The 25,373-nt window shown below is 39.6% G+C and carries 21 protein-coding genes and 2 pseudogenes; 13 read left to right on the top strand and 10 right to left on the bottom strand.

What is annotated here, in order from left to right; translation table 11 throughout:
* Positions 1–172 precede the first annotated feature (172 nt).
* Together JXQ92_RS13025 and JXQ92_RS13020 are read right to left on the bottom strand one after the other, a co-directional pair.
* Positions 173–244, bottom strand: a pseudogene (locus JXQ92_RS13025) (hypothetical protein); the annotation flags it as partial.
* Positions 244–909, bottom strand: a pseudogene (locus tag JXQ92_RS13020) (FadR/GntR family transcriptional regulator); the annotation flags it as partial. The pseudogenes JXQ92_RS13020 and JXQ92_RS13025, both read right to left, overlap by 1 nt.
* Positions 910–1,296: 387 nt before the next feature.
* Here JXQ92_RS13020 and JXQ92_RS13015 point away from each other — a divergent pair.
* The 9 genes from JXQ92_RS13015 to JXQ92_RS12975 all read left to right on the top strand — a co-directional run bounded on the left by JXQ92_RS13015 (position 1,297) and on the right by JXQ92_RS12975 (position 10,889).
* A complete protein-coding gene (locus JXQ92_RS13015; protein ID WP_421987057.1) occupies positions 1,297–1,620 on the top strand; it encodes a PadR family transcriptional regulator in 324 nt (107 codons plus the stop codon).
* A 2-nt stretch (positions 1,621–1,622) separates the two neighbouring features.
* The gene (locus JXQ92_RS13010) at positions 1,623–4,265 is read left to right on the top strand and encodes an FtsX-like permease family protein (protein WP_421987056.1); all 2,643 of its coding nucleotides are present in this window, start codon (positions 1,623–1,625) and stop codon (positions 4,263–4,265) included.
* Positions 4,266–4,383: 118 nt separating this feature from the next.
* The gene (locus JXQ92_RS13005) at positions 4,384–6,726 is read left to right on the top strand and encodes an accessory Sec system translocase SecA2 (RefSeq protein WP_421987055.1); all 2,343 of its coding nucleotides are present in this window, start codon (positions 4,384–4,386) and stop codon (positions 6,724–6,726) included.
* 127 nt (positions 6,727–6,853) lie between these two features.
* Positions 6,854–7,840, top strand: a complete 987-nt coding sequence (locus JXQ92_RS13000; RefSeq protein WP_421987054.1) for an AraC family transcriptional regulator ligand-binding domain-containing protein — start codon at positions 6,854–6,856, stop codon at positions 7,838–7,840.
* 106 nt (positions 7,841–7,946) lie between these two features.
* Positions 7,947–8,174: a hypothetical protein gene (locus JXQ92_RS12995; protein WP_421987053.1), complete on the top strand. Its 228-nt coding sequence runs from the start codon at positions 7,947–7,949 to the stop codon at positions 8,172–8,174.
* A 2-nt stretch (positions 8,175–8,176) separates the two neighbouring features.
* On the top strand, positions 8,177–8,683 hold the full coding sequence (locus JXQ92_RS12990; RefSeq protein WP_421987052.1) for a DUF1772 domain-containing protein: 507 nt from the start codon (positions 8,177–8,179) through the stop codon (positions 8,681–8,683).
* A 32-nt stretch (positions 8,684–8,715) separates the two neighbouring features.
* A complete protein-coding gene (locus JXQ92_RS12985) occupies positions 8,716–9,558 on the top strand; it encodes a MipA/OmpV family protein (protein ID WP_421987051.1) in 843 nt (280 codons plus the stop codon).
* Between the two features lie 73 nt (positions 9,559–9,631).
* Positions 9,632–10,474: an NmrA family NAD(P)-binding protein gene (locus JXQ92_RS12980; protein WP_421987050.1), complete on the top strand. Its 843-nt coding sequence runs from the start codon at positions 9,632–9,634 to the stop codon at positions 10,472–10,474.
* Between the two features lie 13 nt (positions 10,475–10,487).
* Complete coding sequence (locus JXQ92_RS12975) at positions 10,488–10,889, top strand: DUF5367 family protein (RefSeq protein WP_421987049.1); 402 nt, start codon at positions 10,488–10,490, stop codon at positions 10,887–10,889.
* Positions 10,890–10,967: 78 nt separating this feature from the next.
* On the opposite strand, the gene JXQ92_RS12970 is transcribed toward JXQ92_RS12975, so the two are convergent.
* The 7 genes from JXQ92_RS12970 to JXQ92_RS12940 all read right to left on the bottom strand — a co-directional run bounded on the left by JXQ92_RS12970 (position 10,968) and on the right by JXQ92_RS12940 (position 20,093).
* Entirely contained in the window at positions 10,968–11,831 is an 864-nt protein-coding gene (locus JXQ92_RS12970; RefSeq protein ID WP_421987048.1) for an SDR family oxidoreductase, read from the bottom strand.
* A gap of 8 nt (positions 11,832–11,839) precedes the next feature.
* The gene (locus JXQ92_RS12965) at positions 11,840–12,997 is read right to left on the bottom strand and encodes a serine hydrolase domain-containing protein (protein WP_421987047.1); all 1,158 of its coding nucleotides are present in this window, start codon (positions 12,995–12,997) and stop codon (positions 11,840–11,842) included.
* A 3-nt stretch (positions 12,998–13,000) separates the two neighbouring features.
* Positions 13,001–15,397, bottom strand: a complete 2,397-nt coding sequence (locus tag JXQ92_RS12960; protein WP_421987046.1) for a TonB-dependent receptor — start codon at positions 15,395–15,397, stop codon at positions 13,001–13,003.
* Positions 15,398–15,502: 105 nt separating this feature from the next.
* The gene (locus tag JXQ92_RS12955; RefSeq protein WP_421987045.1) at positions 15,503–16,579 is read right to left on the bottom strand and encodes a serine hydrolase domain-containing protein; all 1,077 of its coding nucleotides are present in this window, start codon (positions 16,577–16,579) and stop codon (positions 15,503–15,505) included.
* A gap of 75 nt (positions 16,580–16,654) precedes the next feature.
* Positions 16,655–17,062 (bottom strand): hypothetical protein, encoded by a 408-nt coding sequence (locus JXQ92_RS12950; protein ID WP_421987044.1) that lies wholly within the window; start codon positions 17,060–17,062, stop codon positions 16,655–16,657.
* A 126-nt stretch (positions 17,063–17,188) separates the two neighbouring features.
* Positions 17,189–18,286: an adenylate/guanylate cyclase domain-containing protein gene (locus tag JXQ92_RS12945; RefSeq protein WP_421987043.1), complete on the bottom strand. Its 1,098-nt coding sequence runs from the start codon at positions 18,284–18,286 to the stop codon at positions 17,189–17,191.
* A gap of 52 nt (positions 18,287–18,338) precedes the next feature.
* Complete coding sequence (locus JXQ92_RS12940) at positions 18,339–20,093, bottom strand: helix-turn-helix domain-containing protein (RefSeq protein WP_421987042.1); 1,755 nt, start codon at positions 20,091–20,093, stop codon at positions 18,339–18,341.
* A 58-nt stretch (positions 20,094–20,151) separates the two neighbouring features.
* Between JXQ92_RS12940 and JXQ92_RS12935 the strand changes: the two genes are divergently transcribed.
* Positions 20,152–21,285: an FIST signal transduction protein gene (locus tag JXQ92_RS12935; protein ID WP_421987041.1), complete on the top strand. Its 1,134-nt coding sequence runs from the start codon at positions 20,152–20,154 to the stop codon at positions 21,283–21,285.
* Here the strand turns inward: JXQ92_RS12935 and JXQ92_RS12930 are convergent.
* Positions 21,263–22,195: an NAD(P)-dependent alcohol dehydrogenase gene (locus tag JXQ92_RS12930; RefSeq protein WP_421987040.1), complete on the bottom strand. Its 933-nt coding sequence runs from the start codon at positions 22,193–22,195 to the stop codon at positions 21,263–21,265. The two genes, JXQ92_RS12935 and JXQ92_RS12930, sit on opposite strands and share 23 nt — an antisense overlap.
* 288 nt (positions 22,196–22,483) lie before the next feature.
* Here JXQ92_RS12930 and JXQ92_RS12925 point away from each other — a divergent pair, with 288 nt between their 5' ends.
* The 3 genes from JXQ92_RS12925 (at position 22,484) to JXQ92_RS12915 (ending at position 25,370) form a co-directional block, all read left to right on the top strand.
* The gene (locus JXQ92_RS12925; protein ID WP_421987039.1) at positions 22,484–23,350 is read left to right on the top strand and encodes an ABC transporter ATP-binding protein; all 867 of its coding nucleotides are present in this window, start codon (positions 22,484–22,486) and stop codon (positions 23,348–23,350) included.
* A gap of 70 nt (positions 23,351–23,420) precedes the next feature.
* On the top strand, positions 23,421–24,896 hold the full coding sequence (locus JXQ92_RS12920) for a hypothetical protein (protein ID WP_421987038.1): 1,476 nt from the start codon (positions 23,421–23,423) through the stop codon (positions 24,894–24,896).
* A gap of 144 nt (positions 24,897–25,040) precedes the next feature.
* The gene (locus tag JXQ92_RS12915) at positions 25,041–25,370 is read left to right on the top strand and encodes a PadR family transcriptional regulator (RefSeq protein WP_421987037.1); all 330 of its coding nucleotides are present in this window, start codon (positions 25,041–25,043) and stop codon (positions 25,368–25,370) included.
* Positions 25,371–25,373: the final 3 nt, after the last annotated feature.

Below are 25,373 nucleotides of genomic sequence, written 5' to 3'. Positions count from 1 at the left end.
GTATTCTTATTAAAAATTAGGAGGCAGGAAGCACAGAATAGGCTCGGAAGTTTTTAACCACTGTCGTATATTTGCAAATGCTGCTTTGATTCTTCTTTAACTTTTGAAGGGGTTCAAGAGATCTTAGCCTGCCTAATGGGTTAGCTCTGAGCTAATCCATTTCTTTTTTTAGCTATTCTAATATTCTCATGGTTTTGGGGAATTTAGTTTGGTTGAAAAAGTCAAGAGTTCCTCTAAATGATTCCGCATGGCAATTTCTGCATTGGCGGCATCCTTGTTTTCGATATGACGAAGGATATCATGATGCTCTCTGAGCGCCATCATTGGCCGATCTCCCGAGCAAACATTATTTTTATCAAAAAATGAAAGTATATCCGGCGTGATAATCATCATCAAAGACATTAGCACCGGGTTCTTTGCTGCTTCTACAATTTTGAGGTGAAAAAGTAGATCATTTTCGGTAGATGACTCACCATCGAGTACAGAGGCCTCATAAGTTGCCAATGCATCTTTCATAGCAATCACGTCTTCATCAGTTCGTCTAAGGGCAGCCAGATAAGCTGATTTTGTTTCTAGTAGCACACGAGTTTCAGCCAATGCACCAAAATCACTACCCTCCATTTTCAATACATCGGAAATAAGTCCTTCTAAAGCTCTAATACCCAAACCTGATACAACTGTACCACTTTGGGGAAGCGTTTTCACGATCCCATAAAACTCAAGTTTTCTAATAGCGTCTCGGACATAGGTTCTACCTACCATAAAGCGCTCACTCAGCTGCCTTTCAGACGGAAGTTTGTCTCCAGGCTTTAACTGCCCAGAGGAAATTAGATCTTTGATTTGAGATATAATCTTATCTGAGGGCTTCTCAATGACGATTTCGGTAAGGTTTTTTAATAATTCTTTCACAATGTATAATTAGTTTACCAGCAACTGGTCAACCAATTTCAGAAAATATTTTATTCTGCCAAAAGTTTTTATCAAAAAATTGCAAACGATTCCATAAGAGCAGGAGCAAATATTTTACTCTTTACCACCATATTTACAGAATTAGAGCTGGTCAGATATAAGGATAATCACTCAGTGAGAACCACGAAATGAGGTTTAACAGTCTTACTCTCGAACCGAAATTTTTGATTCTCTTATGCAAGAGAATACCCAAGAATTTGGGCAGGTACTATTATTCTTATCGGGTAGAAAAAGTAATTCGACTCGATTTAAGAGAATTGTGTAACCTATTCATTAGGACTTCGTTACTCTCATGAGTATTTGTTTTGTATTCAGAGAACAAATCATATGATTCAAGAAAATATCAGTCAACAAGAAGAAATTGTACTTCTAGCCGTGGGTAGCTTAGAACCAGAGGCTTATGCCTATGGACTTCAGTTGGAAATAAAAACACAGGTCAAGTTGAGCTGGTCTATTGGTACTATCCACACCATACTTTATCGATTAGAAAAGAAAGGGCTCCTTGATTCTGAAATGGGAGGTGCTTCTCAAAAACGAGGAGGAAGAAGTAAAAGGTTGTATAAATTAAGCTCTAAGGGTTTGCGGATGTTAGAACAAATCCAATTCACAAGACAGTCTATGTGGGCAAACCTTTCAACCAACCGTCATTAAGCATGTCAAGCCCTAAACCACCTAAATATGCCAAAAAGCTATTGACATTCTTTTGCGCCGAAGACTGGGCCAATGAATTGATAGGTGATCTTGAAGAACAGTTTTTAGATAACAGTTATAGCAATGGAGTTCTTAGGGCAAAACTTCAGTATTGGTGGGAAGTATTTAGACTAATGCGACCACACATTTTTAAAGCTTCACGAAAAAATTCTAGTGTAATGATGACAAGAAACTACTTCAAAATTTCTTTCCGGAACTTAGTCAAGAATAAAACTTACACTTTTATAAACCTTGCTGGAATGTCTCTGGCTTTCGCTTTTGCACTAGCCATATTTGCCTTTGTTTCTCATGAATTGAGCTACGATCGATACCATACTAATGCAGACAGAGTCTTCAGAGTTACGCAGCGGTTTCAAAACAATGATGGTTATGACATCCATTGGGCGCGAGTAAACCTTCCATATATAAACGAACTCGCAGAAGAAGCTCCAGAAATAAAATCCCTGGTTAGATTCCAGTCATTTCGGCCTAGACGGGTTTTGGTCGAAGAACAAAAATTTACGGAGTCCAATGCATTTGCTGTAGATCCAGAAGTCTTCGAAATGTTCGACTTCAAGCTCTTAGCTGGGGACAAAAGTGCATTAACAGAACCTCAAACCGTAGTGCTGACTGAATCCATTGCCACAAAATATTTTGGCAATCAAAACCCAATAGGTCGAATTATAAAAATTCATAATGATGCCACAGATATGCGCCTTAGCTATACGGTTACCGGGGTCATGGAAGACCAACCTTCTAATACACATCTTCCTATTAGTTTTTTAAGTTCTATTAATGGTTCGGACGAACGCGTTGGCTGGGCTTATATCTATCTCTTATTGAATCAGAGCCGTGATGCCCTAGGATTAAAAGAAAAACTACCTGAGTTCGTAAAAGAAAAAGACATAAATGGTGGTGAGGGCACAACACTAGGACTACAACCCATTGTTGATATTCACCTCCATTCAAATTTGAGCAGAGAACTAAAAGCAAATAGTAATTCTTCTTACATCGTCTTGTTTAGTATTGTGGCGATCTTTCTGGTACTTATCTCTTCTGTCAATTTTGCCAATCTCAGCATTGTTAAATCGCTATCCAGGTCTAAAGAAGTGGGCGTAAGAAGAGTTTTGGGCTCTGAGAAAAGTCAATTATACGCCATGTTTATGGTAGAAGCAGTCGTACTGATAGGGGCAAGTATTTTGGTAGCAGTAATATTATACCTTGCCATCAGTCCACTGTTAGCGTCTCTCACTGGTCATCAATTATTCCTTAACTGGACCAGCGTAATTCTTGGTGGATCAGGCTTAATCGTTCTAATTGCATTAGTTTCCTCCGCATACCCCGCTCGAATTGTTATGAGATATGCATTGGGTTCCTCCCTCAGGGGGAAAGTCGATTCACTTCCCAAACACACACGTTTCAAAAAATCGCTTATTGGTTTACAATTTTTAATCACCTTAACACTGCTATCAGGCACTCTTCTACTCCAAAGACAGTTCTCTTACCTAACGAGTCGTCAATTGGGATATGACAAGGATCAATTACTGGCGATAGATAATATTCCTAGGGAAGCGAAAACTTCTTACGAGGTATTCAAATCAGAATTATTGGGGGTCAATGGTATTAAAGATGTCAGTGCCATTCTAGAGCTACCTTCTAGACCTGTAAAAGATGAAGGTCGCGTTGTCGTATCTGGTAGGCCAGAGGGTGAAGCATTTACGGCAGATATTCAGGTGATGGATTTCAATGGTTTAGATGTCTTAGGTATTGATCTAGTGGCCGGTTCAAACATACCATCAAGCACGAGAAGTCAACCACGACTACCAGATCCAGAAGAAGATCTTGGCACATTTTTATTAAATAAGCGAAGGGCTTACATGATCAATGAAAGTGCCTTAAAAATATTTGGCTGGTCTACACCAGAAGAAGCCATCAACCAACAAATTACTTGGTCTATAGGTGCACTGAGCCTTGGGCGAGCACCTATTGTAGGCGTAGTGAAGGATTTTCATCAAGAAAGTCTTCATGCGACAATCGACCCGGTAGTATTTGCATATGAGCCGATCTGGATGAACAATATCTTAATCAAGACGGCATCAGATGACTATCCATCATTAATTGGAAAAATCGAGGCAGTTTGGGATAGGATGTTTCCGGAACTACCCATAAAACTCACCTTCGCAGATCAAGAAGTTGACAGGCTCTACCAGGCAGAGCAAGTACAGAGAACATTAATGATGGCATTTTCACTCATCGCTATACTGATAACACTTCTGGGGTTCTACGCCATTATTTCATACAACTTAGAAAGGAGGCTTAAAGAAATGGGTATTAGAAAAGTACTGGGAGCGAAATTGACCAATCTGTTTGGCTTAATTGGTAAAGAATACCTACTGATCGCAGTTATAAGCCTTTTATTATCAATTCCTCTTATTTGGACATTTGGAAAAAAATGGCTGGAAGCTTATATGTATCGCATCGAAATGAATGGTATGAGTATTCTCATTGCCTTCGGATTCTTAACATGCATTTTGCTGACAACCTTAGTACTACAAATCATGAAGCTTAACAAAAGAAATCCGGTAGAGGTATTGAAGGCTGAATAAAACTTTAAGTAACCGATTCTTGCAACCAGCATTCAGCCCGTTTATACAAGAACATGAACCCATCATTCGGAAATTGTAGTTATGTTAGAGTAAAGAAATTAATTTCCTTAAAAACATTGTGTTTAAAGACTCTAAGCGTAAATACGACAAAGTACAATCCAAATTCTTGGAACAAGTTCGTCATGAACGTACAAGCTTTAAAGTACTCAAGAAAGAAGATTTAAGAATTGAGTATCAAAAGTTAAAGGAGCGATATTCAAAAGGCTCTATTAACTCCAGCTTCATTGCAAAACATCACGCCCTTGTTTCAGAAGTAATCAAGCGCACTTTAAAGATTGAACCCTTCGATAGCCAAATAGTTGGTGGTTTTCACTTGATTGACCATAACATTATCGAAATGAAAACCGGTGAGGGAAAAACCTTGACCGCCGTTTTCGCCACAAGTTTTCATGCATTGGGTAATCAAGGTGTCCATGTACTGACTTTCAATGATTATTTGTCTGAAAGAGATGCAAATTGGATGCGGCCCATTGCTGACTTTTTAGGCTTAACTATAGGGTTTATCACTGAAGATTCGGAACGAGAAGAACGAAAAAAGGCTTACGCTTGTGACATTACATATGTAACGGCCCGAGAAGCTGGGTTCGACTATTTAAGGGATGGAATGATCTATGCGGCTAATGACAATGTTCATCGTAAATTTAATGTAGCCATTATTGATGAAGCCGATTCTATACTCATCGATGAGGCGCGCGTACCATTAATAATATCCAAAAATCGTAAAGGAGAACATGAACGCTTGAAAGAAATTTCGGCCATCGTAAAAAAGCTGAAGTTCAACGAAGATTTTGAATCTAGTCCGGAAACGAATCAGGTTTACTTAACTGATAAAGGACTTCATGAAGTAGAAGTAACGCTGGGCATTAAGAACTTATACAGTCAATCTTCTGTCAGAACACTTAATTATGTCAATCTAGCGCTTCATGCGCACTTTCTACTCAAAAAGGATGACGACTATATCATCCGTGAAGATCAAGTTGAACAAGTCGATCAATTCACTGGCAGAGTTGCTGATAAAAGAAGGTGGGCAGATGGACTTCAAGCAGCAATTGAAGCGAAAGAGGGGTTAACGATCAACGCCGGTAGTCAATTACTAGGTTCTATTACCCTCAGAGATTTTCTAAAACAATATGCCCAACTCTCTGGCATGACAGGAACGGCACTTTCTTCAGCCAAAGAGTTACAAGAAGTTTATGAGCTTTCTGTTGTACCTATATCTACCGAAAAGCCACTTATTAGAAAAGACAAGGCGGATAAGGTCTTTGCCAAAACAGCTTTAAAAGAGGCTGCCATAGTTGAAGAGGTATTAAAGACTAATGGTACAGGACAACCAGTTCTTGTAGGTACTGAAAGTGTAGAAGCATCTGAACGGATTGCAGAAATGCTTAGCTCAAATGGCATAAAAGTAAATTTATTGAATGCCAAGGTAGATGCTAAAGAAGCTGAAATCATTAGCCAGGCAGGTCGATTAAACCAAGTCACCGTTTCGACGGCAATGGCTGGTCGCGGTACTGATATAAAACTGGGAAATGACGATTTAGAAGAACATATACAGGTGAAATCAGTCGGAGGCTTATACGTAATCGGTACGTATAAACATGAAAGCAAACGAATAGATGACCAATTAAGGGGACGTGCTGGCAGGCAAGGTGACCCTGGTAAATCTCAGTTCTTCATTAGTTTGGAAGATCAACTGCTTTCTGACGTAGGGGTTCTTGACTTTTTACCTCAGAAAATTAAAAGTAACCTAGATAAATACGCCAATCACCCGGTAACGATCGAGGCGATAAACAAAGTTCAGCAGAAGGTCGAAGAGCAAAATCAGAAGATCAGAAAAACGCTAAATACTTATTCAGAAATTGTTGAACGACAAAGAAAAATATTTCAAGAGGATAGACACCAAATACTGGTAAATGGATTTCGTCCTAGTGAAAATGTTCTATCCAGCGCTCAAAAGTCGGATTTAAAAAGCGAGTATTCGGAAAAGGAAATTGCCCATTTCTATAATGTAGTGGCTCTAACGACCATGGACGATGCCTGGTCAATGCATTTACATTTGGCCAATGAGGTAAAAGAAAGTATTCATCTATCTAGTTTAGCGAGACTCTCCCCTTCCAATGAGTTCCAGAAAATAGTTGCAGAGGCCTTTATAAAGCTTCAAGGAGAACTCTTAGAACGAATAGAGGATGAGATTATAGAGAAGATTCAAGATAATGAGGGAAGAGCCAAACTGATGGATCAGGTCGCTAATCCATCATCGACCTATACGGAACTAATTACAGATCAACCCTTTGGAGAATGGATGGAATTGCTATACGTTCCAGCATCCGGGGCCAAATTCACCTTTGCTAAGTTATTCTTTTGGCCTATTCTAGGGATATTTAAGAAGAGAGACCGCTAATTAAAAGCCTCTAAATAGACACCATTCAAGTTCAAATCATGGCCCCTGATCTTTGGAAATAGCCAATTGTTAATAAATTGATTAAATATTAATTTGGTAGCCGTCTGAAAATGGCGACCGGCTTACCATGAATTACATATCGATTAACCTTTACAAGAAAATGATCAACTGGGCAATTGCTGAGGGGATCGATAAAGATGAGTTAAATGATATTCCCACCCCAATTAAAGACTTAGATCACCTACAAGCTGTTCCGGCAGATCATTTTTTCGAGCTTCACGAAATCCTAGATGAAAAATTAGGTCCCGGTTTTTCAGTGCGTGTAGGTCAACAAATGAAAATTGAAGACTATGGCGTACTTGGACTTTCTTGGCGCACATGTTCTTGGGCAGGTGAAATCTTCGATAGAAGTGAAAGGTATTTCAAAATGCTTTCGAATACTTATGTTTTTAAAGTAGAAAAAGCTGGAGATCAATCAACCATTTTTCTCTACCGAGATGCTTATAGAAGGGGTTTAGAACTTTCAAACGAAGCCACAATTTCAGCTACAATTGTTGTTTTAGAAGCGATGACAGAAACTGACATTAGGCCAACTCAGGTTACATTCAAACACGATCCACCGCACGATCTGTCAAGCTATAATCAAGCCTTCCAATGCCCCATTCTATTTAACCAACCACAGAATTCAATTTCTTACAAGACCGTTGATCTCGAAAAAAGAACAGCTAAAGCGGATAAAAACATCAATCAATTCTTAGTTGAAAGAGTAGAAGAAGAGACTAAAGGCTTAGAATTAAATGCGACAAAAATAGCTAGAGATGTAGAAACACTCATAAGAGATGCTCTACCTAGTGGCATTCCAGGAATTGTACAAGTGAGCGAGCAAATGGGTATGAGTAATAGAACTCTTACGCGCAGACTAGGAGAAAATGGCGTCACCTTTAGAGACCTCATCAAAAACTCACAAGAGGAAATCGCCAAAGATTTACTTTCGAATACAAAAATGAGTATTGCCGAAATAGCATACCAAACAGGCTTTTCGGAACAAAGTGCCTTTAACCGCGCCTTTAAGCGATGGACCGGTTCGGCACCCCTAGAATTTCGTAAAAATTGATCAATAATTTCGTTTTGGCCTAAACTGTCAAAACACTGGCTCAAAGTGTCAAGTTTCCCGCTCGATTTGCCTTCAATTTTACAAACGAATTAAAACTCGCAGTAAAATGAAAAAAAGACAAACCTGTATGATCTGGATAGGCTTGCTCACCGGGTTCTTAGCGGTACAAGCTTTTTCAAGTTCATGGCTCAAAGAGACTGACTTGCAGTTTCTTTACGATTCAAAAACTTATAAGACCCTCCAATTTCTTAATAAAAGGAAAGGTGAATTACACTCAATCATTGAGACATCTGGAAAGATCAGTTGCTGGTTAACCATTCTAAAAACCAATTGATCATGGAAATCTCAATTAAAACATTGAGCCTGTTTGGAGCGGTTGTCTTCACAGGGCTTTCGGCAGGACTTTTCTTTGCTTGGTCGGTTTCCGTAATTCCCGGAACTCAAAAAATCGGCTCGGAGGCCTATTTAGAAGCTATGCAGTCTATTAATCGGGCAATACTCAATCCGATGTTCTTCATGGTATTCTTCGGCAGTCTACTATTCCTAGGTGCGTCAAGTTATTATCAGTTCCATGTAGGAAAGAGTGCCTTTTGGTTAATGATTATCGCTGCTATAACGTATTTAATCGGAACAATTGCGGTAACAGGGCTAGGAAATGTACCACTGAATGATCAGTTGGAGCACACAAATCTAAATCAGCTTAGTAAAGCCGAACTGCATGATCTGCGACTCTATTATGAATCGAAATGGAATAGGTTCCATCTCATAAGAACCACTTGCGCAGTAGCGTCATTCATTCTTGCTGCTGCCTCCATTTTCAACACACTCAAACTCATGAAATAGCCCAAAGTATGTCAAACTCAAAAATCGAAAAAATGAAACACAAAATTAAAATCAACAGATTTCGATCGGTCAAAATTAGTGTTATGCTAGCAATTCTAGTTCTTTCTATCAAAAGCAATGTCAGTGGACAGGAAAAAAAGGTCGAGCAATGGTCCTATTCAATGGGAATAGGTATGGCGGTTGTGCCCTCCTACTTGGGAGATAATAATTACCAAACAGTCATGTTTCCGAATTTTACCGCCACATATTCGGATAAGTTTTCGGCTTCTCTTTTCGAAGGTTTACGTTACAAGGCGTTCCAATTTGATGCCTGGAGTATCGGAGCGTTGATGCGGTTCAATATCGGTCGGTTCGAAGATGGAACTTTACCCGGTCGCGTAGTTGGTAAGAATACAAGCGATCTTATTGGGCTCGGTGATATCGATTTCTCTGTAGAACCTGGCGTTTATGTTCAATACACCCATGGTTCTATTGTATCGAATTTCAACTTAAGAAAGGGGATCGGAGGACACAACGGGCTAATAGCAGAATTTAGTGCTCAGTTTGTAGAGAAGTTTCAAGCTTTTGGTAAGTCTATCCAATATGGAGCTGGTCCTATGATGAGAATGACCAATTCCGAATACAACGATACCTTCTTCGGTGTTAATCAAACACAATCTCAGGAATCAAATATTGCGGTTTACAGACCAACATCAAGTGCACTGTCTATCGGCTTTACAGGATCAATCCTCATTCCTATGAGCACTAGAGTCTCAACAAGTCTTTACTTCAATTACAATAGGTTGGGTGATCCTATAGCCAAATCAAACTTGCTTAGAAGTTCCGGATCGAGACATCAAGCGGTGACAGGTATCACGTTTAATTACAGCCTTTAAAACATTCAAGAAAATCAATAAACGGGTCATATATGGCTCATCAGATAATTATTTAAACTCAAAAATCGAAAAAATGAAACACAACATTTTAGTTATCGGTGGAACTGGTAAAACTGGTCGCCGAGTAGTAGAAAACTTATCAAAACAGGGTCACAATGTTCGAATTGGTAGTCGCAAAAGCGCTCCAGCATTCGATTGGGAGGATCCAAGTACATATGCCGAAGCCTTGAAAGGAATGGATCGAGCGTACATCGTCTATTATCCAGATTTAGCGGTACCAGGGGCAAAAGAAGCCATCTCAACACTAACTGAAACCGCTCTTAAACAGGGTTTAGAAAAAGTGGTACTCTTATCTGGAAAAGGAGAGACTGAGGCAGAGGCATGCGAACAAATCGTGGCTAACTCTGGGTTAAATTACACTTTGGTAAGGGCTTCATGGTTCAATCAGAATTTTAGTGAAGGTGCCTTTCTCGATTTTGTCTTAGCTGGACAAGTTGCCTTGCCCATGCCAGATGCAGAAATCCCATTTGTAGATGCAGATGACATCGCCGATGTAGTGACTAAGGTATTGACGGATGATTCTTATAATGGTCAGACGATAACAGTAACTGGCCCGAGAAAAATGACTTTCAAAGAAGTTGTTGCAACCATGGCCGAAGGAATCGGTAGAGACCTTCAATACATACCCATTTCCATTGAAGCCTTTGCTGAAGGAATGAAAGGAGCTGGTTTACCTGATTCTTATATCTGGCTCTTTAGCTACCTTTTTGAAGAAGTGCTTGGCAATCCAGAGAATCAGGACGTATCTCACGACATAGAAAAAGTCTTGGGCAGAAAAGCCACCGACTTTAAGGAATACGTAGAGAAAACCGTTAAAACCGGCGTATGGAGCCAATCTATACCAGAAAGCATCTAACAATCATAAGATCATGCAAAGTGTTCATATAAAAAAAGCAAGTCTTTCAGCATTGATCATTTGGGCTATGGGAGTCAGCGCCTTTGTTGGCTCCTATAACTTCTCATTGATGGACAATGCAAACGAGCAAGCGAATTGGTTTCTAACTGTTGCTCTGATTCCTGCAATTGTAATAGGAGTATACTTTTACAATAAGAAGGGCACACGAACCAATGGGTTACCATTGGCAGGTTACATGTTTTCCCTCACAATGCTATTGGATTCGGTGATCACAGTTCCACTATTTATTATTCCAGCAGGAGGCGATCACCTCAGCTTCTTTATAGATCCTGGGTTTTGGATACTGGGGTTAGAGTATGTTATACTTGTGATAGTGGCTAATTGGATGTTTAGTAAAAAGATGAAGGCGGTGTAGGTTTAGTCATTAAAATCAGATCATCGAACATTCTTTTCAGTTTTTAAATTAAAGAGCTGCCAATAGGCAGCTCTTATTTTAATCTGATAATGAATCAACTTCCTTGAGGAAATAATTCCCAAGCCGATGAACACCATGTCTGGGTGCAACATTATCTTGTGCCATCATTGTTAAAAAAAACTCATATGGCCCATAAGTTTTAGGGGAAGTCAATCCTCTCATGGCTTTAATCAAAAGTCTTCTCACCATGTTAGGTATGTGGCTGATTTTTATTGGTCTTTTCCAAGCGTTTAAAGCCAGTTCTGCTATTTCGTTCTGTGTAAGGATATCTGGCCCTCCTACCACTACTTCATTCTCATTTGCATCAATGGCATCAACAATTACTTTAGCTAAATCGGCACCGTGTATAGGGTTCAACTTAAATTCCCCATTTCCGAATAGATAAACTTTCCCTTTTTTAGCCATATCTAGAAAGTCCTTCATATCGGAAAAAAAGCCATTTGGACGGATAATTGTATAATCAAGCCCCCAAACCCTCAGTGCATCCACGAACTGTTCTTTGGCTGCCATAATCTTTAAATGTCGCATTTGTTCTCCCCCTAAGACGGATATGTAAATAAACTTACTGACCCCGGCTATTTTAGCTTCGTGCAACAGGTTCATATTCGCCTGATAGTCTACATCCATATAGCTAAGGCCATCTTTTTGGCGTGTAATGCCGACCGTAGAGATAACTACATCTGCCCAGTTCATCACGCCTTTCAGTGTTTCGGGCATGGTAACCTCAGCTTCGATAATTTCATTTTGATCAAGACCCAAGTTCTTGAGCTTTTCACCAGAGCGCGCGATAGCTTTAAGAAAAACCCCTCTGAATTTTAATTCTTTGACAATATACTTTCCCAGATAGCCAGAAGCTCCAGCTACTATTACCTTCTTTTTCATGTTGTCTATTATTTTGTCTCTTGACTAATTACAGTTAATACTTCAGTGAGAAATAGTATGTGTTTTTGTAGAAAATCAGTGTTATTAAAAGTGCCACTGAGATATACATCAAGCTCAGGGCAATAGTACATAAAGGCTCCCGTGCTACCAGAATGGCCGACCAGACTAAACTCTGGAAAATCAGAAGAAAGCTCTTTCAACGCCCATTTCCTTAAGCCGTAGCCATAATAAGTGCCTTGACTTTCAAAAGTCCATTGCTTCATTTTTTCCAAATTGGCCTCACTGACAACCTCTCCAGAAACCAATGCCTTGAGAAAACTATTCAGATCCTTCCCAGAACTTCTGATCGCACCCCCTGCCCAATCCGCACTTAAACTTCTGTAGGTACTGATTTCCATAGGCCCCGCATATATTTCTGCCATAGGAAAATCTGGTTTCTTAATTGGTTCAGAGCGTAAGTTCATGCTGGTTAGGCTCAATGAGAATGGTTTGAAAATGCGTTCTTGAAAGAAGTCATAGAGACGCATTCCCGATACTTTTTCAATAATCAAACCCAGCAATACATATTCAGTATCGGTGTAATGGTACCCATCACCTGGTTTAAAATGTGCTTGAAAGGCACCTTTTGTAAAATCGATCAAGGCCTGAGGTTCCCAAAAGCGATTTGGTTCCATCAGCAACTTTTGCATCATATTTACCCCTTTCACGGGCTGATCTTCAAAGTAATCTGGTAATCCTGAGGTGTGGCTTAACAAGTGGTGAATAGTCAATTTGTCGCTGTAGTCCACTCCGTTTATCATAGATAAACCCTTTACTAAGTCACCTAAGTGGTCAATCGCGAAATCGTCAAAGGACAACCCTCCTTCATCAACCAACAGTCCAATAGCAGTAGCAGTGAAAGTTTTACCGATGCTAGCAGTGTAAAAAGGCGTATTCGCTGTCACCGAGTCACCACTCTTGAATTTACCATACACAAATTCAATAGGTATTTGTTGCTTGGAAGACTCCATTCGAAAGAAGGCGTTTCTCACACCTTCTTCCTGAGTATATTTTTGAAATACTCTTCTTATCATAACACCCTTCTCATTTTGTGCCCAACCTGAAACCTCCTGCGTTAGAAGGGTGGTCACTATGCAGATGGACAAACATATAATCCTAGTTTTCATAACTCAACGGAAGTAAATTTTGTACATAATGTTGGGTAACAAACCGAACTGTTTTGTGTAACCAACGCCTCCAGGTTCTGCAGCATCATAGTATTCTCTGATTTTCCCCTTGTTGTCAGTTACATTCTCGAGATTGACTAGTAACTCATGGGTAGTTGATTTCTTATCCCATTTAAAACTCGCAGAAAGCGTAAGGGCATACAAGTCTTCTAGGCTATTCTGGAATGCCCTACTATAATCCCAAAAAAGATTGTTCTCAGGATCTACAGACAGGTTGCCTGCTTCATCTCTTAATAGTGGCAGTACTTTCTGTCCTCCCTGCATAAAGAACTTTGCGTTTACAGCTATGGTCTGATTGCCTTTTTTGCCCAAACCGGTAAATTCGCGACCGCCCAGTATGTTGAAACGGTAATCATTATCGAAACGAGTGCTACGCTCTATCCCATCAAGAGCCTTATAGTGAGACTCAAATACTGAGGCATTTGCCATAAAATAGTACCCTTTAGCAAAACTTCTATTAACAGTAATTTCAATGCCTGTGTTGGTACCAGTTCCTTCATTTACTAGATCGGTAAAGGTTACGTCCAAATCTTCATTCAGAGTGGTAAAGATGTTATTAAGATCATTTGCCACTGGTACATCATACAAATCCTGATAGTACATTTCAATAGAGAAATCCCACAGCGAATTAACCTTGTAGTTATAACCAAATACTAAGTGATGAGCCTTGAGTAAGCCTAAATCTAAATTAGGTTGAGTTACGTTGTCGTTACCATCAGTAACCTGAGCGAAATAATGATTAACACCCTCCATGGTGCTGTGATTTCCATACCCGAAATCTAAACGGCTCTTTTTATTCATTTGCCATTTGAGGGCTAAACGCGGCTCCAAAGTATGTTCATCTGCTAGGAAAACATTCGTATTATGTAAACCAGCCACCATAGTGAGTTTTTGGGTAAAACGGTGCTTCAATGAGATATAACTGCGCAGGTTGCCAATGTTCTCATTAAAATTTAGGTTGTTAAAAGGCTGACTGTCTCCGGTTTCCATACGCTGTTGAAAATTTTGATAATCGAATAGCGAGTAGATGAGTCCTGCCTGTATTTTATTTTTAGCGTTCAACTTATGATGATAATCCGCACTAGTGCGATAGGTAGCTCTTCTTAGGTTAGAGTTATAGGCTTGTATGCGTGATCCTCCGTCGTTTCTAGAGACAACATCTTCTATCCTATCAAAGGTGGCGGAGATGGCCGTTTCCAAATAATTATCATCAGTAAAAGCATAAGTATGACGAATACCTGTATTGAAAAGGTAAGATTTCTTATCAAACTCGATTTGCATGTCAGGAAGCATATCGTAGGTGCCAGGGATGTTCCAGTCATCGGCTTTTACATCATCAAAATCCAAACGGCTCACACCACCCAACGCATAGACTGAAAAGAGGCCTGCCTTTCGGGTAGGCAAGTGCAACTTGAAGGCAGCATCCTGAAACTTTGGGTTTCCCTCCACATCCAGCGCACCGATTTGATTAAGTATATCTGCGGTTGAGTAGCGATAATTGAACAGATAAGAGCCTTTGTATCCTTTCTTCAACGGCCCTTCCAAAGTTAAATCCGTACCCAGTAGGCCTATTCCAGCAATAGCTTCTTGTCTTTCATTATTGCCATTTCTCAGACGAATATCATAAACTCCACCTATTACATTACCAAATTCTGGAGCAAAAGCACCTGTATAAAAGTCTGAGCTTGCAAGCAAGTTGCTGTTAAGAATACCAGTGGTTCCATTGAGCATACCTTGATCACCAAAGTGGTTTGGCGTAGTAATCGGCAGCCCCTCCAGGCGCCATTGATTGTACTTGGACGAATTACCTCGGACGACAATGTCGTTGCCCCCGTCTCCAGTGTTGATAACTCCTGCAAAGTTGGCTGTAATCAATGCAGGATCATTAAAACCAGTCGCCATGCGGGTCATTTGTTCCATGGTAATGGATCGGGCGCTAATGAGAACCATTTGGTCCTCAGGAGCAGTTTCTTCTATTGAAGCTGTTACCAAAACTTCTTCTAATTGCAAGATGGCCTCCTGCATGGATAGCTCCAGGACTACCTCTTTACCAATATTTACAATAACATTAGCTACTACTCTGCTTTCAAAGCCCATGGCACTCATTTGAAGTGAATACCTCCCACTCGGAACATTTTCAATTCTGAAATTGCCTTCAAAATCGGTCACCGCTCCTTTCAATGGTTGACTTCCAATAATATGGATTGTAGCTCCATAAAGTCCAGATTTATTATCCGCATCTGTAATGGTGCCACGGATTGTTTGACCTATCTTTTCCTGTGCCGAAGCATTTACCAAAAAATAGGTGAGTATACATACTATGACTAATATCCTTCTCATATTTCAGTATTTTGAGTTTTTAAAAAATGCCGGGCCATAATTAGACCCATAACCCGGCAGTTGTCGTTTCCTTAAGGGATCAGAATGAGTTTTTGATTTTACCTATTAGAATTCGTTGACCACAAGGGCCTCCAATACTTCATTGACAGGCGCCCAGTTTTCTTGATTACTAAGCATAATGATCATACTGTTGGTCTCAGGTAACAATGCGATGATCGAAGTAAAACCATCAATGTTTCCCCCATGATTGTACACAAGTGTACCGCCAAGCTTAATTGTAAACCAACCCATACCAGGAGTAAAAAAGTCGTCTTCAGTGTAGGGGGCAGCGAAATATTCGGACTTTTCATCAACAGAAAGAAAGCTATTTCCCATCAGGGCATCACCCCACTTTTCTAAATCAGGTATGGTACTCTCAAATTCACCAGCGCTAAAAGCGAGTTCCATTAAATAAGGTGCTACCTCAACACCACTCTTGTAACCTTTAGCAAAACCAGCTCCCTGAATATCATCAGCTCCAATAGTAGTTTGACTCATGCCAAGGGGAGTCATTACATTTTGGTTGATATAATCATTATAGTCCATGTCAGTGATCTCTTCAATGAGCAAACCTAAAATCAGGTAACCCGAGTTAGAGTAGGCAAAGGCGCTACCGGGCTCAAAGAGTAAACCGTCTTCTCCAGCCGACTCTTTGATGATATCATAGATGTCTTCTGGTGCGAAATAGGTGTTCTGATTTCGATAAATCTCCTCAACTACTCCTATGTAATCTGGCAACCCTGAATAATGTGTTATCAGGTGTCTTAGCGTGATTTTATCTCCGTGAGGAAACTCATCATCAAAATCGCTCAGCGGTTGATCAAAGCTTTCAATCAAGCCCTGTCTCTTTAAGTTTAGAATACCCATAGCGGTGAAAGCTTTGGTCATAGAACCAATTCGGTATACTAAAGAAGGATCATTTGCAACGCCAGCTTCAGCATCTGCCATTCCAAAACCCTTTCTCATAAAATCAGTCCCTCCCTTTCTAATCAGGATACTACCTTGAAATCCAGTTTTCTGAAGTAAAGCTTCAGCCGTTGTATACTCCCCTGCTATTGGTGGAGCGGGCGTGTCATCATTGCTGCAAGCGCTAATTACAATTAGTAGGGCTAGTGCGATAAGTGTTTGTAATCTTGTTTTCATAGTTTTTGATCTTTTAAAATGTTTGATGTTCCAAAGGTGAGGAAGTAGAGTGCCTCATTCGTCCGAGATTCTTTTTCAGGACTTAGGAAGTGAAATGCCGGACTTTTTTACTTCCTGTGGATTGTTTATCAGGCAGATCAGTATCAGACTTAAAAGGCAGATGGCCTCGATGATTGAGAACACCAAATAGCCTGGGGTAGCTTCGCCTATAGTAATAATGAAGAGTAGCGTAATACTTGCGCTTAAAGTATTACTCAACCGGCCAATTTTGCCCATACGCAACCTGATAATGAGATAGGTGCCAACAGTAGTCTCTATTGCAATGGTGAGAAGGAGTAATTGTCGTAAAGAAAAATTTGTACCCCCAAGCAAATCAATAGAGTATTGAATCAGTCTGGGCGTAGCCAATGTTACAATTTCGGCAATCACCATATTTACAAAGCCGATTAGCCAAAAAAGCGAGAGTAAGTCTTTGATTTTCATTGTCGTTTTCTTTCGAAGTACCGACAAGAACGATTTGGAATCATCCGGACTACACTTTGAGGATTGTTTAAATGAAAATCAGGACTTTTTAACAGTAAGAACCGTTCCTGAGAAGCTTAAATGAGATTATGACCGTGTTACTTCTAAGATAGTCACTGACTTTTTTTTGCCTTTCAATTCCAAACTACCAAGCGCTTTGAAACCAAAAGTATTTGGATCTTTAAGTCGGGTATGTAGTGCTTGACTTATTAATAAGTCTGCCTTGAACTCGTTGTAAAGGGATTGAATTCTAGACGTAGTGTTCAGTACATCACCTGTAAACACAATCTCGGTTTTGAGAGCACCTACCTCTCCAGTGGTAACTTCACCCATATGTACCCCTGCCTTAAAGGTGGGCATTACCCCAAATTCTTTTTTGAAGTTTTCAGATTTTTCTTGAAAGCTAGCTTTGATGCCGAAGAAACATTTTAAACAACTGGCATTTGCTAAACCTTTGTTCAGTGGCCAAGAAACCACTACTTCATCGCCAATATACTGGTATACCTCTCCTGATGAATTGACAATCGCATCTGACATGCTTTGATAGTAAAGTTTAAGGAGTTTGAAATATTCCCTATGTCCTAAGCGCTCGGCAATACCAGTGGAATCTCTCATATCCAAAAACATAAAAATCCGCTCTTCCTGCGTTGGCATGTGGTATTTACCTGTAAAGAAATTAAGCAGTACGTTATGTCCCAGGCTATCACTAATGGCGGCATAGAGCAAACTACAAACTAGCGAAAAGGAAATCTGAACCATAGTACTAACAAAGCTGATGCTCGTAAGATACATGCCAAACTTCTTCCAGATATTCGGATGTATGGGGCTTTTCCCGGTTTCTATAGCCCCGGCCAGTGGATAGAATATGAGTATGACTATTAGAGCGAAACACAAGTAGAAAATGAATTTCAGTAGTATCTTCTTTCCTAAGGCATACCTTTGAAATAGTCTACCAAAAAATCTCACCTCTAAAACACCTACCGCAAGTCCAACTAGAAAAACAGCAAAAGATGAAAAAACCACTATTTCAGGACTCAGGGCAATGACACCGTTGAAATTTGCACTCTGAATACCCGCTGCTGCATATTCGGTAAATAAAAACACCCAGGAGGTTAAAAGCCAAATCAAACCAAATGGAAGAATCCTTTGTATGTTTCGTTTTGATTTGGGTGCGAACTGTTTCACGTTTACTAATTTAATTCAAGAATAATAGAAGGTTCTAAAAAGAATGATTCTATCAACTGTTTTCCCTCACCCAAGCCTTTGGCGTTTTGCCTGTCTTCTTTTTGAAAAAGTCATTAAATACTGACTTAGAGTTGAATCCGCTGTCGTAGGCAAGGCCTAACAGCGTCAAATGACAGTTTTTAGGATCAACGGCACGTTCCTGAAAGTCTTTAAGGCGATAATCGTTAATGTACTCGTTGAATCCCTTGCCTATCTTCTTATTGATTAACCAAGATAGTTTATTAGGATGTAAACCGATTTTTTCAGCCAAACTTCGCAAGGTCATCTGGGTATCGATATACACCTTGTCTTCTTTCATAAGCTGTTCGACCAAATGGGAGAACGATTTAACTTCACTTTCATTAAGAACCTCGATGTCAATACTTGAAACTGCTTTTGGTGCCTCTTTGTCTATAGATATTGATAAAAATGGCTCCTCTAAATTCTTGTAGCTAGATTCTTTACGTAATGGTTCCAATAATGGGTCATAGCGAAATCCTAAAAATTGTCCAGCCCTTTGTTCTATTCCTTCCTTGAGTTTTTGAACACTTTCAGTTTTAAACCCACTATAAAGTTTCAGATAAACGGGAACTGCCATATAGAAGTCATGTGTATTGGCGACATCTAGTTGGCTTGACTCACCACCATGGTATGCATGCCATAGCTCATAAAAGACTGTTCTTGTAGACTCTTTGGCCAAAGCTACTGTACTTCTAAACGCTGGTTCATCGGACAGTATTAAAAAGCAGAGTGCCTTTAACTCCAAAGCCATCTGCCAATTGCTCATTATTGACAAGGCGTTATTTAGAGCCTTAATTGCTTCACGAAATTTTGAACCGAAGTAATAACCAATGGCCTTGGTATAATGGTGGTTTAGTGCATTGGGATTTAACGAAAGTGCCTGATTAATAAAAACTTCTGACTTATCAAATGCCCCTACTACATTGCATAGGTCTGCTTGAAACTCTAATGCCTCAGCATAATTAGGCTTTATCTTTAGTGCCTCCGACAAATGTTTTTGTGCCTTTTGAAAATTCCAGTTACCAATAAAAGCATACAAGCCTTTTGTGTAATGGAATTCTGCCAAATGGTCAAAGTCATTACCTAACTGCCTTATAAAATGCTGTGCCATATAAAGCCCCTTCATTCTATCCACTTGACTCCAAGCGGCATGATGCACAAAACTCTGGCTCAGACCGAGGTAAGGCATTGGGTATTTCGGGTCAATCTCGATACTCTTTTTGTAAGCAGCTTGTGACTTTTGAATACTCTCGTTGGTCCATTGTAGTTGATAATAACGTCCTTTTAAATATGCCTGATAGGCTTCTGCTTTTATAGTTTTAGGCGTATTGAAGTCATCTTGAATATCAAAGTGCCCAAAATGTTCTCTGATCTTATCGGCAATTAGACGGCTAATTTCATCTTGGAGATCGAAAATATCTATTAATTCTCTATCAAAACGCTCAGACCAAATCTGAAAACCTGTGTCTGTTCTTACCAGCTGAGTAGCTATTCTTACACGATTAGCCGCCTTTCTTACACTGCCTTCCAAAATAGTACTTACTCCCAATTCATTTCCTATATGTCTTACATCTATCTGACGGTCTCGATAGGTAAAAGAAGATGTTCGTGAGGTTACTTTAAGGCCTGAAATCTTACTTAGTGTAATGATAATTTCTTCAGCAATACCATCTGCAAAGTATTGATTCTCTATATCACCACTTGTGTTATTGAAAGGTAAAACCGCTATGGACTTTCGATTTATCACAATAAAAGCCTAGCTATTAAACTAGCTTGAGTATTTTTAAAGTAAACAGTTCAGATATATGAATATAGATCAATTCCTGATCGAAGAAAATGAAATTAGCTACTCTCAGCAAAATATTACAACTGAGCATGAGGTTTCTTTTGTATTGATATTCGCCTCAAGAAATAAGTTGGAGTCTGCAACTTGGTTAGAATCAGTACAGAAGCAATATCCAGAAACAGACATTATCAGTTGTTCAACGTCTGGAGAGATATATTTATCCGAATTGAAGGAGGAAACAGTAACTGGAATAGCCATTTCTTTTTCCAAAACAGCAACTGAAGTACATGCTAAAAGCCTTACAAGGAAAGACCAAAGTAAAGCACTTGGTCGCGAGTTAGCATCAGCATTTAGTAAGCCAAACCTAAAGCATATTCTAGTTTTTGGTGATGGATGGCTCGTCAATGGTTCAGATCTTGTTCGTGGAATGTATGAAGTATTGGATACTGGGGTAAGTATAAGTGGTGGCCTTGCTGGTGATGGGGCTAATTTTTCAAAAACACTAGTCGGGCTAAATGAACAAATCGACCAGCGTATGGCAGTAGCGATTGGCTTATATGGAGATCATATTAACATTGGCTTTGGATCTCATGGCGGGTGGAGCGAGTTTGGCGAATCGTTTACTGTTTCCGAATCATCTGGCAGAGAAATCCTAAAACTAGAAGATAAAAGGCCTTTTGATCTTTATGAACAATTTCTTGGAGATGACGCGGACGGTTTACCCGGTACCGCACTACTTTATCCAGTAGCTGTATGGCTACCAAACGCAGAAGACTATGTAGTTCGAACAGTATTCAATATTGATGAGGTGAAGGGATCAATTACCCTTGGAGAAGCTGTTTCCGTTGGCACTAAACTGCAGTTTATGCGTGCAAGATTCGACGATCTTTTACTTGGAGTAAAAACAGCAGCCGAAGAGGCTAATCGAAACCTTATTAAGCCACCTGAATTAGCGCTTATGGTCAGCTGTATCGGTCGAAAACTATTATTTAACCAGCGAATTGAAGAAGAAATAAAAGCAACTCACGATATCTTAGGTGAAAAAACCTGCATAAGCGGGTTTTATAGCTATGGGGAAATTTGCCCAGTAAAAAAGGACTTAGCTGCTCTCCATCATCAAATGCTCACACTTACTGTTTTTGCTGAGTACTAATATCGATGATTACATTTCCTCTTTTTCTGCCTGAGTCAACATATCTGTGAGCCTCAACAATTTGGTCTAACGAGTATTCACGATCAATTACTGGCTTAAGCACACCATTCTCTACCATTTGAACTATCTCCAATAGCTTTTCTTCATTTTCTGAGGTAATCATATTAACGGAGACATAGGAACCATTCTTCTTCAATACAGATTTGGCTTTAGACTTAGGAGTTTTACCTACAGCATCGAAAAAGATATCATAAACAGCTCCGTCTAAAGTGTAGTCTTCTTTCATATAATCGATGACTTTACTCGCTCCTAGTGAGCTCACCAAATCTATATTGGCAGTGCTACACACTCCTGTTACTTCAGCTCCCTTGTGTTTAGCCAATTGCACTGCATAAGTTCCTACACTACCTGAAGCACCGTATACTAGTACTTTATGAGTTTTCTTGAGTTTTGCCTTTTCCAATAAGAAAAGAGCTGTCATAGCACCAATAGGTACTGCCGCGGCAGTTTTTAATTCTATTCCTTCTGGGGCTTTAGATAAAACACAATGTTTCGCTTTTTCAGGCACACAAAGATATTCTGCGTATGCCCCATGCTTAAGCATTGTTGTAGTACCAAACACTTGATCACCAACCTTAAATTGATTAACATCCACTCCCACAGCTTCTACTATCCCAGAAAACTCGTGTCCTAGCGTTTTCTTCTTAGGTTTAAAAAGGCCGAACATTAGCCGGGCAGGCAACCAAAACAATGCTGGAAAATCGGAAGCCCTTAAACGGACATCACCGGACGTAACTGTCGTAGCCTCGACTTTAATCAGTAGCTCATTATTCTTAGGCTTGGAGCTTTCAAGGTTGGTCAGACTTAGTACTTCAGGGCCTCCATATTGAGTGTAAACTGCTGCTTTCATATATAACTTATTGATCAGGTAGTAATTCTATTAGTCTCTGATATCTAACTATTAAATTGAATCCAAATCCTTCGATTTAGATAGTAAACCAATGGCAAAGTATTTACGATCAATTTAATATTTACTAGAATAATTATCGTAAAGTAAGTTCGTCCATTCTATTCAAAAATCACTAAATCAGTCCCCTTTAAACCCGTTTTTCCTGACCATTAACCGTTCCTCACTTGCATTTGTAACTACTGAGAAAATCATCTTACTTGATCAAGATAATTAGAGAATAAAGAGCAAATGAACCTTAATATAAACGCATTAAGTAAGCGGTATTCGAAAGACAAATACGGACTTCGAGACTTCTCAATTAACATTAATCAAGGTATTCTAGGGCTTCTGGGACCAAATGGTGCCGGTAAATCTACTCTCCTTAAAATGATTGCCACTATTAGCAAGCCCACCGAAGGAAGTATTTTGCTCAATGATCAAGACATATTGGCGCAACCCAACTATATGCGTGAACAGCTAGGCTACCTACCTCAGGACTTCGGGGTTTATCCCAACCTTAATGCCTACGAGTTCTTAAATTATATAGCTGCCATGAAGGGTATCGGAGGTGATGGCTTAAAAACAAGAATTCAATTTCTACTTGAGGGGCTTAACTTAATAGAAAATGCTAAGCGACCAATTGGCAGTTACTCCGGTGGCATGAAACAGCGTGTGGGTATAGCACAAGCACTTTTGAACGAACCAAAAGTAGTAATCTTTGATGAGCCAACTGTTGGGCTTGACCCTGAGGAAAGAGTAAGATTCAGAAACCTAATTTCTGAATTAGCCGACAAAAGCATCGTTATTCTCTCCTCACACATTGTCTCTGATATTGATACAATAGCTGATCAAGTGGCAATTATGAAATCAGGAAGTCTAATCTCTATAGATTATCCAGAAAACATTGTTGAACGTCTCGATGACAAGGTTTATGAAATAGATATACCAAAGTCTGAGATTAGTAATTTCAAAGAGAACCATATTGTGGTGAATACGATTCGTAAAAAGGAGGACATAACAGTACGCTTTATTTCTGACGACAAGAAAGCCGATGGTAAACCTGTGGAGGCTTCCTTAGAAGATGCTTATCTGTACTTAACCAAGACTACCAACTAAAATGCTGTTTTTCAATCAAGTCAAGTACGATTACCTACAGCGCATTAGGAGTTATAGGTTTTTAATCATCATGGCCGTAAGCTTAGCTTTTGGTTTTCTTTTTATACCGTCCCCAGACGCTTCTTATGAAACTGTAACAATTGGTGGCTATCGTGGCGTATATAATTCTGCTTGGATAGGAGCAGTATCTGCTCTGATGGCTAGTACATTTGTCAGCCTACTTGGTTTTTATGTAATAAACAATAGCCTCAAAACAGACATAGATACTAAAGTAGGACAAATTGTGGCATCCACTCGAGTCAGCAATTTCAGCTACTTAATCTCCAAAGTATTCAGCAATTTTCTAGTACTCGCTACCATGGTACTCTTAATGGCATTTATGAATATTGGTTTGTTCTTTCTCTATAGCAGCGGCCATAGTTTTGATCCATTGGATTTTATTCTAGCCTACCTGCTTATACCTATACCTACTATGTTCTTTATAGCAGGTATAGCCGTAGTGCTCGAAGTACTATTCAAACAAAAGTCAACGCTTCAGAATGTCGGCTACTTTTTCATTTTTGCTATATTCTTTACACAAACCACTCAAGACAATGGACTGGGTCCATTTGACCCACTTGGATCAAAAATCGCCACCACAGAAATGACAGCAAAGGTTAATGCGATTAGTGGGGAAACGTTAGGGCAAACACTGAATATTGGCTTTAGAATCGGAAATTTAACCGAAACACAATCATTTGTATTTGAGGGCATTCATTTTTCCATCGCAAAGGTTGGCTATCGGTTATTATGGCCCCTAATCACCATAATATTAGTAGGTGCAGCTAGTCCATTTTTCCATAGGTTTAACTTAAAAGGGTTGATAAAAGGTAAAAAGAAAAAGGAGGTCGATACAGGGGCACCAATCGCTGACTTGGATTTAAATGCATTACCTAAACCAGACATTTCGTATGCACTTTGGCCTCTTTTAAAAACAGAATTATTATTACTTGTTAGACAGGGGAATCGATGGCTTTGGCTACTGAACTTCATTGGCATTGCCTTTCTTATCTTTTTAGAAATTGAAGTAGCGCATAATATAGTTCTACCAATTCTTTGGTTTTTACAAGTGACCCGTTGGTCGGAGTTAACAACTAAAGAGCAGTCTTTTAATGTTCATCAATTTACATTTGCCGCTTATAAACCTATCTCTCGGGTCTATGCTTCTCAGCTCACGGCTGGAATAGTCCTTGGTATACTTTTAGCCTTTCCACTAATTGTGCGTCATTTAATGGCCGGTGATTTGAATCAAGCAGTGGGGCCCATTTTAGGAAGCATTTTTATAATCGGACTTTCTGCTATTTCGGGGATTATCAGTCAGGGTAAAAAGCTATTTGAAATACTTTTCTTTTTCCTGATTTATGGCAATGTCAATGGAATTCCTTTTCTGGACTACTTTGCTGGAATGCATTCGAGTCCTGGCTATTTGGGGAGTATTCTAATCGTATGTGTGGCATTAATTAGCCTGAGTGTCATGAATAGAAAAAAGCAACTCCGAAGCCAATAGCTCCTTGCCATAAGTATCATATAACTGTTGGAACATGTTTTCATTGTTATTAAAAGCGAAGGCGTGTACCACTTGAAACTTTATCCTATGACTTTCCGTCAATAATGTATTATTTGTTTTTTGATCAGAAAACAAATCGCTTTTATGACACAGGAAACCATCAGCACCCAAGAAGAGATTGTTTTACTAAGCGTTGGCAGTTTAGAACCCGCTGCTTATGCGTATGGCATTCAAAAAGAAATTAAGCGTGAGGCCAATCTCAATTGGTCTATAGGTACAATTCATACGATACTCTATAGGCTCGAAAATAAAGGCCTGTTAAAATCTGAAATGGGTGGTTCATCTGAAAAACGGGGTGGCCGCAGCAAACGACTTTATAGCCTTACTGCCAAGGGGTATGGAAATGTACAGAGCATTCAAGAAACTCGGCAGGCTATGTGGAATAAGCTGGTTACAAATAAACCCTCTTTCTAAATG

The organism is Roseivirga sp., assembly GCF_049099775.1.
Classification (GTDB): domain Bacteria; phylum Bacteroidota; class Bacteroidia; order Cytophagales; family Cyclobacteriaceae; genus Roseivirga.
Note: the sequence above shows the minus strand (reverse complement) of the source record. Positions and strands in the feature narration are given on the sequence as shown.